Annotated in this window: 10 protein-coding genes; 8 read left to right on the top strand and 2 right to left on the bottom strand. The window is 55.8% G+C overall.

The window, feature by feature from the left end; genetic code table 11:
* The first annotated feature begins 97 nt into the window (after positions 1 to 97).
* Both QP381_RS02205 and QP381_RS02200 read left to right on the top strand, forming a co-directional pair.
* A complete protein-coding gene (locus QP381_RS02205; RefSeq protein ID WP_285067693.1) occupies positions 98 to 1,465 on the top strand; it encodes a ParB/RepB/Spo0J family partition protein in 1,368 nt (455 codons plus the stop codon).
* Between the two features lie 248 nt (positions 1,466 to 1,713).
* Positions 1,714 to 2,343, top strand: coding sequence for an HAD family hydrolase (locus QP381_RS02200; RefSeq protein WP_006680585.1), 630 nt, complete (start codon positions 1,714 to 1,716; stop codon positions 2,341 to 2,343).
* A gap of 178 nt (positions 2,344 to 2,521) precedes the next feature.
* On the opposite strand, the gene QP381_RS02195 is transcribed toward QP381_RS02200, so the two are convergent.
* Positions 2,522 to 3,532, bottom strand: a complete 1,011-nt coding sequence (locus QP381_RS02195) for a D-alanine--D-alanine ligase family protein (protein ID WP_179370084.1) — start codon at positions 3,530 to 3,532, stop codon at positions 2,522 to 2,524.
* A 72-nt stretch (positions 3,533 to 3,604) separates the two neighbouring features.
* Positions 3,605 to 4,939, bottom strand: a complete 1,335-nt coding sequence (locus QP381_RS02190) for an aminotransferase-like domain-containing protein (RefSeq protein WP_179370083.1) — start codon at positions 4,937 to 4,939, stop codon at positions 3,605 to 3,607.
* Between the two features lie 461 nt (positions 4,940 to 5,400).
* Between QP381_RS02190 and rbsK the strand changes: the two genes are divergently transcribed.
* From rbsK to QP381_RS02160, 6 genes are all read left to right on the top strand, one after another.
* Positions 5,401 to 6,354 (top strand): ribokinase, encoded by a 954-nt coding sequence (rbsK, locus tag QP381_RS02185; protein WP_006680582.1) that lies wholly within the window; start codon positions 5,401 to 5,403, stop codon positions 6,352 to 6,354.
* 221 nt (positions 6,355 to 6,575) lie between these two features.
* Positions 6,576 to 7,619 (top strand): autoinducer 2 ABC transporter substrate-binding protein, encoded by a 1,044-nt coding sequence (locus QP381_RS02180; protein ID WP_179370082.1) that lies wholly within the window; start codon positions 6,576 to 6,578, stop codon positions 7,617 to 7,619.
* 113 nt (positions 7,620 to 7,732) lie between these two features.
* Positions 7,733 to 9,241 (top strand): sugar ABC transporter ATP-binding protein, encoded by a 1,509-nt coding sequence (locus QP381_RS02175; RefSeq protein ID WP_006680580.1) that lies wholly within the window; start codon positions 7,733 to 7,735, stop codon positions 9,239 to 9,241.
* 5 nt (positions 9,242 to 9,246) lie between these two features.
* A complete protein-coding gene (locus tag QP381_RS02170; RefSeq protein WP_006680579.1) occupies positions 9,247 to 10,257 on the top strand; it encodes an ABC transporter permease in 1,011 nt (336 codons plus the stop codon).
* Positions 10,258 to 10,271: 14 nt separating this feature from the next.
* Positions 10,272 to 11,315 (top strand): ABC transporter permease, encoded by a 1,044-nt coding sequence (locus QP381_RS02165; RefSeq protein WP_006680578.1) that lies wholly within the window; start codon positions 10,272 to 10,274, stop codon positions 11,313 to 11,315.
* Positions 11,315 to 11,878: an RpiB/LacA/LacB family sugar-phosphate isomerase gene (locus tag QP381_RS02160; protein WP_006680577.1), complete on the top strand. Its 564-nt coding sequence runs from the start codon at positions 11,315 to 11,317 to the stop codon at positions 11,876 to 11,878. The genes QP381_RS02165 and QP381_RS02160 overlap by 1 nt, the downstream gene beginning before the upstream one ends.
* The last annotated feature ends 173 nt before the right edge of the window (positions 11,879 to 12,051 follow it).

The following is a 12,051-nucleotide window of genomic DNA, read 5'->3' as shown; positions in this document are numbered from 1 at the left end:
TTGCTCACTGAAGATTTCTACAACCCCGTGCTACGAGATATGCGCATCGATGTTTCACGTGAAACAATGAAACATAAACTCGTCACGGAGGTTAATGATGGCAGATAAGAAGTCGACCACAGGTGGCCGTCACTCAGCATTGGGTAAAGGGCTCGGTGCTTTGATTCCAAATCAGATTGATACTCAATCGACCGAGTCGTCATCCCCCAGTGTTCCATCAAATCCTCTCGATGTATTCTTCCCCGCCCGTCCGGCTGGTCAAGCTCCTTCAGCGTCACGTAAACGCGGAGGTTCAGCAGCGTCTCTTCTGAATCCGAAGACAACAAAGTCTGCTTCAAAGACGACGAAAAAAGCGTCTTCACGGACTAAAAAGGTGGAGGCGTCCACGTCTGTTTCGCCAGCAGAAAGCCTTGAGGAAAACGTAAAAACGCGTTCGAGTGCCACGAAAGCGCGTTCAACTCAGTCGAAATCGGAGCCGCGTAGACTGTCCCCCATTGCCGATGCTTTCGATAAACACAGTGCTCAGGAATCGAATCAGCAGCTGGATCAGCATGATTTGTCGTCTGATGAAGCGAATGTTTCACGTGAAACATTGGATAACCTCGTTCCGGTTCCAGGTGCAACATTCGCCGAAATTCCGCACGATCTAATCGTTCCGAATACCAGGCAACCTCGTGAAGTTTTCGATGAAGATGATCTTGCCGAACTTCGCGACTCGATTCGTGAGGTCGGTGTTCTTCAGCCGATCGTTGTGCGTCCGATTAACTTTGACGCTCCGATGACTGAGCGAATGCAGGAGTTTCTTGCAGAGAAGCCGAATGCTCGTTTCGAACTCATCATGGGTGAAAGGCGTCTTCGTGCGTCCGAGCTAGCTGGTCTTGAGGCAGTTCCTGCAATTATTCGCCAGACGGAAGACTCCGATCTTCTGCGCGATGCGCTCTTGGAAAACCTTCATCGTGCGCAGTTGAACCCGCTGGAAGAAGCATCTGCATACCAGCAGCTGATGGCCGACTTCGGCACAACTCAGGAAGAGCTTTCGAAGAGAATCGCACGGTCTCGCCCGCAAATTGCGAACACAATGCGACTGTTGAAACTACCCCCATCGGTTCAAAGCAAGGTTGCCGCGCAGACTATTTCTGCTGGTCATGCGCGTGCATTGCTCGCATTGAATAGCCCTGAAGAGATGGAATCTCTTGCTCAACGTATTATTGCTGAGGGCCTTTCGGTGCGCACAACTGAAGAATTGATTCGCTTGGGACGGGTAAAAGCTCAGACGGGTCCTACGCGCAGGCGCGAAAAGATTGTGTCTGCTCTTGGGCAGGCGGTGATTAGCTCTTTGTCAGATGTCTATGAGACTCGGGTGACGATCACGGAAGGCGTTCGTAAAGGCAAGATCGTGATTGAGTTTGCTGGAGAAGAAGATCTCCAACGTATCGCGGACCTGATCGCGGAACAGAAGCGGTAACGTTTCTGGCCTTGTCCTGCTTGGAATACGCCCTCTTCGGGTCGTCGTTGCCTGGATCGGTAGTGCGCACCATTCCATAAAGTATGCATAATCGCCTCCTTTCAAACCCTGTAATGAGCCGTGCTTTCGGTTCAATTGCGCGGTTTCTGACGGGTGTTCACTATGTGGCGTGTCTTTCGACACGAAAGTGGTTAAACGGAAGTCAATCGGAAACAATGGAGACACCATCACGAGCACTAGGGGGTCGCATGTCGCAACAGCAGACACCACATGTCGCCCTATTTGACGTTGGTGGAGTACTGGTTGAATCTCATCCCGAGCCTCAGCGTGTGGCCGAGATCCTCGGACAGACCGACGATGCTTTCGTTTCCCTTGTTGACCAAGCAATGTGGGCACACCGTGCCAGCTATGACGAGGGGTGTTCGGATCGTGAATTCTGGGATCGCGTAGCAGGCGACTGCGGTGCACCACGGATCACCGATGATCAGATTGCTCAGTTGGTTGCGTACGATTCGATTCGAATGCACGACGCCGTCGAACCGGCCGTTCAGATTATTCGTGAACTGGAAGAAAACGGCATCGTCCTAGGCATTCTTTCAAACGCGCCTTTCGCTATTGCTGAAGAAATCCGCGTCACTGCATGGGCACAGCACTTTGATGACTTCGTATTCTCTTGCGAGGTTGGTTCCGCGAAGCCTCATCGCTCGATATACCGTGAAGCTATCGAACGTTTTGACGTGGACGCTGAAGATGCTGTTTTCATCGACGACCGCAAGAAGAATGTTCGTGCCGCGGAGCTTCTGGGAATGAAGGGCCTGCTCTGGGAAAATGCATCCCAGGCGCGTGCGGATCTTCATGCTCTGGGGATGCTGAAGTAATCTTCAATTTGTTGCGGAATTCCAACGCTTAGCGTCGGTTGAATCGAACTTTTTCCAATTCTTCACGAGCATTTCTGTTGATGAGCACGTCATTGTTTCACGTGAAACATCATCACATACTCCAGTGGCCGGACCGCACATTGCGATGCGCAATCCGGCCACTGTTTTAAGTGAAACCCTATTCGGTCTGGCCGGCCTCGTCGTCATAGGAAGCGGAAGGGTCGACCTTGTCTTCGATGATCCGAACGTGACGGTCAGCGGCAACGAACTCAACGATGCGCGTGCACAGTTCAGCGAAGGAACCGTCAGCGTCGGCGGCCTGGGGGAGTAGCGACGTATCCGTCATACCCGGCGTGACATTAGCATCGATGAACCAGCAGGTACCTTCGTCATCGACAACGAAGTCGATACGTGACAGGTCGCGTAGACCGAGGATCGTGTGTGCCTCGACGGCTGCTTGGCGTAGAACATCGAGCTGTTCCTCGGTGAAGCGGGCGGGCACAAAGTACTCGGTTTCGTCCGTTGTGTAACGCGCTGCGTAGTCGTAGCGACCACCATCGGTCGAAATCTCAACCGGAGGGAGAGCCACCGGACCGTTTTCCAGATCGACAACGGAAACTGCGATGTCACGGCCCTTGATGAGTTCCTCGACCATGATGTGCTCACCGTAGGCGAAGGCATCGACCATCGCGCTACGGAGTTCGCCAGGGTCATGAACTGCGGAGAGGCCAAGAGCAGAACCGCCGTCGGTCGGCTTGATGATGACGGGGAACTGAGTCTGTGACTCGATAGCATCGAGAACCTGGGAGGCGCCGATTTGGCGGAAGAGGATCTGGGGAAGTGAAACCCAGCCGGGTGTTACCAAGCCAGCCGAACCGAGCAAGGACTTAGCTGTCGGCTTATTCGATGCGAGCATTGCCTGCACGGATGAGGAGCCGACAAAGGGGATGCCGATTGCCTCGAGCAAAGTCTGTAAAGAACCGTCTTCGCCGATGGAGCCGTGGACGACGGGCCAGATGACGTCGGGTGCGAACTCGTCAATGATGCTGGTCAGCTGGTGATCAACGTCGGCAACGTGCACGGTATAGCCGGCCTGGGTGAGGATGTTTGCGACTCGGCGTCCGGAGCGAACCGAGACGTCGCGCTCGTGTGTGAGGCCGCCAGCAATGATGAGGACCTTTAATGCCACGGGATTACTCCTTAGTAATAGTGGTATGCCGATGTGTGGATGCGCGACGATGCGCCGAAGTATTTATGCAGATCAAAGTGCGTTTGGTGCGGGTGCTACGCCTGGGCCAACGTCATCGATGTTCCGACGGTGGAAGCCGGCACCGAACATGTCGACCAGTTCCTTCTCTGCGTTCACGACGGTGGCAAGTCGCCTGACGCCCTCGCGAATACGCTCGGGAGTCGGGTAGCAGAAGGAGAGGCGCATGTGGTCGGCGCCTTCGCCGTTGTAGTAGAACGCGGTGCCGGACACGTAGGCAACCTGGGCGCGAACTGCGCGAGGGAGCATGGACTTAGCGTCGAGACCCTCGGGGAGTGTGACCCATGTGTAGAAGCCACCGTCGGGATGGGTCCACTCGCAGTCTGGCATGAATTCCTCGAGGGCATCCATCATGGTCTGGCAACGTTCGGCGTACATGGCGCGGAACGTCTTGACCTGCGAATACCAGTCATAGCTGGACAGGTAGTCGGCGATAGCCATCTGGCCGATCATCGAGGGGGAGAGGATTGCGGATTCGGATGCGAGAACCAGCTTGTCGCGGATGGCGTGTGGCGCGTAGGCCCACCCGATGCGGAAGCCCGGGGCGAACATCTTCGAGAAGGAGCCGAGGTAGACGACGCCTTCGGGGGAGAAGCTCTTCAGTGCCGGCATGGGGTCGGAGTGGAAGCCGAGCAGACCGTAGGGGTTGTCTTCCATGATGAGGACGCCTTCGCGCATGCAGATTTCGGTGATCTGCGGGCGACGTTCCAGCGACAGGGTGACACCCATCGGGTTGTGGAAGTTCGGGATGGTGTAGAGCATCTTGATGGTGCGACCCGATGCGCGGACCTCGCGGATGACGCGTTCTAGTTCGGTCGGGATGATGCCCTTGTCGTCCATGGGGACGTGCGCGATATCGGCCTGACGGGCACGGAACACGCCAAGTGCACCAACGTACGATGGTGCTTCACACAGAATGACGTCGCCCGGATCGATGAAGAGTTCAGTCATCAGGTCGAGAGCCTGTTGCGACCCGGTGGTGATGACAACGTCGTCGGGATCAGCGCCGACGATTCCGTCGTAGCTCATGACTTCGGTGATGCGCTCGCGCAGAACTTCCCAGCCTTGACCCGAGCCGTACTGCATAGCCTGGGCACCGTGCGCTGAGATCAGGCGCTTCGCTGATTCAGCGAGCTGGTCGAGGGGGAGGTCCTTCAGGTTCGGCATGCCACCGGCAAGGGAGACAACTTCGGGTCGTGAGACGACGGAGAACAGTGCGCGAATCTCGGAAGCTCGCAGGTTGTGAGCTCGCTCTGCGTAGGCGTTAAACCACGGGTCGAGTCGGTTTCCCTGCTGATTGCTGTCCGGATTCTGCGCTTGCGTGCTCACTGGACCTTCCTTCTCTTGGTTTGGTTGCTCATCGCGTGGATGCGGTGAGCCAGCGTTGTATGGTCGTGACCGAGGCAACACTGGTTCTTAGTCTGCCACTATTGAGTGCCACATAGTGAATAGGGCGGGCGGTTATGGACAAACGGGGGAGTGAAGCGTCGCTTAGAAGCTAAGCGCCACGAGTACCAAGGGTAATCATCAAGGATGAGGGGTACGAGGCCGCGTCCACCAATGAGGCGCACAGCTTCAGCAGGCGCGGGCAGCCTCGTTCTTCTTTTCTGCTGAAGGTGAGCACGACGAAGCGGATTTCATAACGAAATGATTCCGACGAAGAACAACACGACAAGTGGATGACAGAACGCAAACGTTTGCGCTAGGATCATTTCATCCAGCGTTAAACGTGGGCATCGTCGCCCATAAATACGCTCTTAACCCCTCAACCTCTTTACCAAGGTGGTTCCATGAGCATCGCAGTCATCGGTTCGAACAACACTGATCTGATCACGTACATCACCCGCATGCCCGTCGAAGGCGAAACCATCGAAGCCCTCGACTTCGAGATCGGGTTCGGCGGAAAAGGATCAAACCAAGCAATCGCAGCCGCAAAACTCGGCACCAAAGTCACGATGGTGACCTGCGTTGGTGACGATGCGTTCGGTGAGACCTACCTGCAGAACTACCGAAACAACGACATCGACACCTCGTTTGTGAAGCAGGTTCACGGAACATCCGGCGTTGCCCCGATCTTCGTTGACCAGGAATCACATAACTCCATCATCATCGTCAAGGGTGCGAACAAAGGTCTGACCCCGGAGGACCTTGAAGAGGCCGCCGACGCGATCAGTGAATGCTCACTGATTGTTCTTCAGCTGGAAATCGCGTTCGAAACCGTGAAGGCTGCAATCGCTCTGGGTAACCGTCTGGGTATTCCGGTTCTTCTTAACCCCGCGCCCGCAACGAAGGAACTCGACTTGGCGCTCGCGGCGAAGTGCCAGTACGTCATGCCCAACGAGACAGAGCTCGAGCTACTGACCGGACTGCCGACGTCCACCGACGATGAGGTTCGTGTTGCAGCGCAAGTCCTTTTGGATGCCGGATGCACAAACGTCATCGTCACGCTCGGGTCTCGAGGAGTCTGGTGGCTCTCCGCTGACGGGGGAGACGTTCGCTTGGAGCAATTCCCGGCGAAGGCGATTGACACAACCGGCGCGGGCGATGCCTTCATTGGGTGTTTCTCGCACTGTTTGTCTGAGGGGCTCAACGAAGCCGAAGCTCTGGAACTGGCAAACGCATACGCGGCACTGTCGGTGACGGGTCGCGGTACTCAGAAATCCTACCGTGATGCGCAAGAGTTCTCTGCCTGGCTTTCCGAGGTCGGATCTAACCTGGCAACATCGCGGGTATTTGGGCTTTGATAACGATTGCACAACATCATGCGAAGAAGGTTGCTTCGTGTGTGCTGTGCAATATACCATCGAGCATGTTCGTACGAACGATCAGATGGATAGCTGTCTATTTGGTCGATCATTCGCGCATGACATACCGCTAATGATGGCGGTGTGATGCAACGAAATGATCCACGCACCTCGTGTGCAACGATCCTCATCAATGTGGATGTGAATCTCAAGGAGTCAACATGAAGTCTCGTATTGTAGCCGCTAGTGCAATCGTTCTCACTTCAGCACTTGCACTTGCAGCGTGCTCCGGTGGTGCGGGTGATACTGCAGCCTCCGGCGCAGCAAGCGGATCGGGTGACGGCGACTACACGATCGCCATCGTTCCTAAGGACGCCACCAACCCGTGGTTCGTCCGTATGGAGACCGGCGTTCAGAAGTACGCAGCCGACACAGGCATGAACGTGTTCCAGAAGGGCCCATCGGAAACTGACGCCACGATGCAGGCGCAGGTCATCCAGGACCTCATTGCGCAGGGCGTTGACGCAATCGGCGTCGTTCCGGTTGATCCGGGCGCAATTGAGCCCGCCCTCAAGGAAGCAAGGGATGCAGGCATCGTTGTTGTGACACACGAAGGTGCGTCGCAGGAAAACACGATGTACGACATCGAAGCCTTCAACAACGCCAAGTACGGCGCATTCATCATGGACAACCTTGCACAAGCCATGGGTGAAGAAGGCACCTACACCACGATGGTCGGCCACGTGACGAACGCTTCCCACAACGAATGGGCTGACGGTGCAGTTGCACGTCAGAAGGAGGCCTACCCGAACATGACCCTGCTCGAGGCAGAACCTCGTGTTGAGTCTCAAGACAACGGCGAAACCGCCTACCAGGTCGCCAAGGAAGTTCTCAAGAAGTACCCCGAGATTAAGGGCATCCTGGGCACCTCCTCGTTCGACGCTCCCGGCGTTGCACGTGCAATTGACGAACTTGGCCTGAAGGACAAGGTCTTCACCGCAGGTACCGGCATGCCGGCAGCCAACAAGGAAATCCTCGATAAGGGCCTCGTTGCAGCACTGACCCTGTGGGATCCGGCAGATGCTGGCTACGCAATGGCAGCACTCGCCACCAAGATCCTGAACGGTGAAAAGATCACTGACGGTGTCAATCTGGGCGTCAAGGGCTATGAAGAGATGCACTTCTCCGAGGGTTCCGACAAGGTTCTGGAAGGCAACGGCTGGATCCAGATCACCAAGGACAATGTCGATAGCTTCGGCTTCTGATAGCTCCTCAGCATCGGTGCTGGGCAAAGATGCCCAGCACCGATGCTGTTGAAGCACTGAAATCGCGATCGCGTATCTCTATGCGCTAAATGCGGGCTGGAAGGAATCGATTTATGACAACGCCGCTTATTTCAGTGAAGAACATCAACAAGTCTTTTGCTGGTGTGCACGCTCTTCACGACATCAATCTTGACATCGCTCCCGGTGAAATCCACTGTCTTGCCGGCGAGAATGGCTGCGGAAAATCAACGCTTATTAAAGTTATTTCTGGTGTCCACGAGCCCGACTCGGGAACCATCGAAATTAACGGAAAATCTTGGACCAAGATGACGCCGCTCGAAGCGATCGACGCGGGCGTCCAGGTTATCTATCAGGACTTCTCCGTCTTCCCGAACCTGTCGGTTATGGAAAACCTTGCTATGACGACGGAGGTCGCAGCCGGACGAAAGCTCGTTAATTGGAAGCGATTGAGGAAGATCGCTGAAGAAGCAGTTGCCAAGATCGGTTTCAATGTCGACCTTGATGCGCGCGTCGGCGACCTTTCGGTTGCTGACAAGCAGCTGGTCGCCATCTGCCGTGCACTCATGTCAGACGCCAAGCTCATCATCATGGATGAGCCCACAACGGCACTGACGAAGAACGAGGTCAACGCCCTCTTCAAGATCATCTCCGATCTGAAAGCACGCGGTATTGCGATCCTCTTCGTTTCGCACAAGCTCGAAGAAGTTTTCGAAATCTCCGAACGCTTCACGATCCTGCGCTCCGGAGAAAAGGTCATCACCTGCGACTCATCCGAACTCGACCGTCACAAGTTCGCTAAGTATATGACGGGCAAGGAATTCGACGAAACTCGCTTCGAAGCATCAACCCTGACCGAAAACCCCGTCCTTGAGGTCAAGGATCTGGGCTCAGAAGGGGCTTTCGAAGGCGTGAACTTCTCGCTCCACGGTGGCGAAATCCTGGGTATTACGGGTCTGCTCGGCTCTGGCCGTACCGAACTCGCTCTTGCACTGTTCGGCGCCCTGCCCACGAATGCCGGATCGATCGCCATCAACGGCAAGACCGTCACCCTGAAGTCCATCCAAGACGCGATTGATGCTGGTATCGCACTGGTCCCCGAAGACCGACTGACAGAAGGTCTCTTCCTGTCACGCTCCATCGGCGAAAACATTGTCATCTCAGAAATGGACGAATTCGCTGGCGCACTCGGTGTTCTCGATAAGAAGCGCATCGCCGAAGAAGAGAAGCGTTGGGTCAAAGACCTCGAGGTCGCGACCCCCGATCCTGACAACGCGGTCTCCACTCTCTCCGGTGGTAATCAGCAGAAGGTCGTTCTTGCCAAGTGGCTTGCAACGAAACCGGATGTCCTGATCCTCAACGGTCCGACGGTCGGCGTTGATATCGGTTCCAAGTACACGATTCACTCCATCCTTCAGCGCCTCGCACGCGAAGGCATGGCCATCGTCATCATCTCTGACGACATCGCGGAAGTTCTGACGAACTGCTCGAAGGTCCTCATCATGCGTGCTGGCCGAATCCGTGAATCGATCGACCCCGCCCAGACATCCGAAGCCGAACTCGGTGAACTGATGTCGCGTGACGTTGCTACTCAAGGAGCGTGATGAACATGACGTCTCTTAAAACAAAGATCCTGCGAGCCAACGAATTCTGGGTTTTCCTGGTTATCGTTGCCCTTGCACTCGTCATCCAGGCACGAAGCGGTCAGTTCTTCACGGCAAACAACCTTGTTGACCTGGCAAACGCAATGGTCGTCCCCGGACTCTTCGCCGTCGCCGCCCACCTTGTTCTGGTTTCTGGTGGCATCGACGTGTCCTTCCCGGCACTCGCATCGCTTGCCGTTTACGCAACTACGCGTTTCCTTGTCGATCAGGGATTCAACGGACCGGTCATCGTCCCCTTCCTGATGGCAATGCTCCTTGGTGCACTGCTTGGTGCCTTCAACGGTATCTTCACCTCGTGGCTGACCGTTCCCACGCTGATCATCACGCTCGGCACCTCGAACGTCTTCTCCGGTGTCATGCAGGGCGCACTGAACTCGGTGCAGATCCCGAACATTCCCGAATCCATGAAGACCTTCGGCGCTAGCTCACTGTTTACGGTGACGAACACGCAATCCGGACTCCAGTCCGCGATGCCGACCAGCTTCCTCATCTTCGTGGTTGTCCTGGCCATTGCCTACTTCATCACCCGATACACGATGTTCGGTCGTGGCATCTTCGCCATCGGTGGCGATGAATCCGCAGCAGAACGAGCAGGCTTCAAGGTCCGTCGCACCAAGTTCTGGCTCTACGTCATCGTTGGTGTCATCGCCGCACTCGCGGGCATGGTTCGTACGACTTCCATGGGTCAGATGCACCCGACCAACCTGCTTGGTATGGAAATGATGGTCATCGCGGCCGTCGTCCTTGGTGGAACCGCCATTACCGGTGGTACCGGCTCCCTGACCGGTGTCGTGCTTGGCACCCTGCTGATCGTCATCGTTCAGAACTCCATGATTCTGACCGGTATTCCCACCTTCTGGCAGGGCTTCGCGCTCGGCCTGCTGATCATCGTTGGTACCGGCGTTTCAGCAATCCAGGTTGCTCGTAGCCGCAAGCAACGAGCCTCGATTCTGTGAAAGGAGAGCGTGAAATGACTACTGAATCCGTAAAGAAGCGTTCTTTCGCACTCCCGTCCTTCATGACGAAGGATGCCTACATGACGAGGCTCGTCATCGTCTTCGCTCTGCTCCTCATCTTCTTCGCCGTGATTCGCCCGGGCCCCTTCTTCGCCCTGCGTACCTGGCAGTCGATGGCAATCCAGTTCCCTGAATTCGGTCTGATGGCTCTGGGCGTCATGCTGACCATGTTCACCGCAGGCATCGACCTCTCGGTCGTGGCAATCGCAAACGTGACATCGATTAGCGCAGCCCTTGTCCTGCGAGCAATGCTCACCGGCGATGGTGGTGGCCAAGCAGGTCTCGCCGTCGTGATCGCACTGGTTATCGCACTGCTTGTTGGCACAATTTGCGGTGCCATCAACGGCATGCTCGTCTCCATGCTGAAGATTCCACCAATCCTCGCAACACTGGGCACACTCGAACTCTTCGGTGGTGTCGCCATCATCCTGACTGAAGGTAAGCCCGTTTCAGGTGTGCCCGACGCATTCGGTTCGGTATTCGCAGCCCATCTGGGCGGTCTTGTCCCCATGCCGCTTGTCATCTTCATCATCTGCTGCGTCATCGTCGGCCTGATCCTTACCCTGACCGGCTTTGGCACCAAGATCCTGATGATCGGCACGAACGAAACCGCGGCACGTTTTGCCGGTCTGAAGATCACCAGCTTGCTGATGCGCACCTACATCCTGTCGGGCATCATGGCAGCCGTCGCAGGCATTGTCATGCTGGCGAACTACAACTCCGCGAAGGCCGACTACGGCGCAAGCTACACACTGCTGACCGTCCTGATCGTCGTCCTCGGTGGCGTGAACCCCAACGGTGGCCGCGGTCGAATTGCCGGCGTCGTCATGGCGATCCTCGTGCTGCAGGTCCTGTCTTCGGGCCTCAACATGTTCCCGAATATCTCCAATTTCTACCGACCCCTCATCTGGGGCGGCGTCCTGCTGTTCGTTATCAGCATGAATGAATTCAACGGCAAGAACCCCTTCAAGGGCCTCCTTGCGGGAAGGAAGAAGTAATGAAGACCGTACGAAGCAAGCACGTTGTCGTCGGCGCCGACTTCGCTGGTTTCCCTCTGAAGGAGGCCGTGAAGAAGCACCTTCAGGATCGTGGGTGGACCGTCACCGACATTACGCCGGACCTTGATAAGACTCCCATGTATCACAGAGTCGGTTTTGCTCTGGGTGCGAAGATCGCCGAAGGTGAATTCGAGCGAGCACTGGCATTCTGTGGCACCGGCATGGGTATCCACATCGCAGCCTCAAAGGTTCCTCACGTTCACGCAGCCGTCTGCGAATCCGTTGCGTCAGCTCGTCGCGCAGCTGCCGCAAACAGCGCAAACCTGCTGGCCATGGGCGCTTTCTACATCGCTGAACGTAAGGGTATGGCCATGGCGGATGCATTCCTCGAGTCGGAGCTTGGCAGCGGTTACGAAGATTGGGAAGGCTTCTACGCCTACCACCGCATCGGCTTCGACGAGTGCGAGAACTTCGACTACGAGGCCTACAAGGCAAACGGTTTCGAGGTTGTTAACCCGCAGTCGGCAGTGCTGGCAGACGAACCGAAGGGTCTTGCGTACTGAGACTCAGATACGCAGATCCTGACGGTTTGAACATCGTCTGAACTGAAATCGGCGGGTCCATCACGACAGTGATGGGCCCGCCGATTGCTGTATAGGTCAAGGTGGGGTTATAGGACAAAATGTGTTGATTTTTCCTTGTTTTATCGTCTTTTCCGGGCTAAGTAACATTTTGG

The sequence above is a fragment of the Pauljensenia sp. UMB6358 genome, assembly GCF_030216865.1.
GTDB lineage: Bacteria > Actinomycetota > Actinomycetes > Actinomycetales > Actinomycetaceae > Pauljensenia > Pauljensenia turicensis_A.
This window is presented reverse-complemented; position numbering and strand designations above follow the sequence as displayed.

Coding starts and splice junctions, on each gene's coding strand:
- QP381_RS02175 (WP_006680580.1), top strand. CDS start 7,733: ATGACAACGCCGCTTATTTCAGTGAAGAACATCAACAAGTCTTTTGCT.
- QP381_RS02205 (WP_285067693.1), top strand. CDS start 98: ATGGCAGATAAGAAGTCGACCACAGGTGGCCGTCACTCAGCATTGGGT.
- rbsK (WP_006680582.1), top strand. CDS start 5,401: ATGAGCATCGCAGTCATCGGTTCGAACAACACTGATCTGATCACGTAC.
- QP381_RS02180 (WP_179370082.1), top strand. CDS start 6,576: ATGAAGTCTCGTATTGTAGCCGCTAGTGCAATCGTTCTCACTTCAGCA.
- QP381_RS02165 (WP_006680578.1), top strand. CDS start 10,272: ATGACTACTGAATCCGTAAAGAAGCGTTCTTTCGCACTCCCGTCCTTC.
- QP381_RS02160 (WP_006680577.1), top strand. CDS start 11,315: ATGAAGACCGTACGAAGCAAGCACGTTGTCGTCGGCGCCGACTTCGCT.
- QP381_RS02200 (WP_006680585.1), top strand. CDS start 1,714: ATGTCGCAACAGCAGACACCACATGTCGCCCTATTTGACGTTGGTGGA.
- QP381_RS02170 (WP_006680579.1), top strand. CDS start 9,247: ATGACGTCTCTTAAAACAAAGATCCTGCGAGCCAACGAATTCTGGGTT.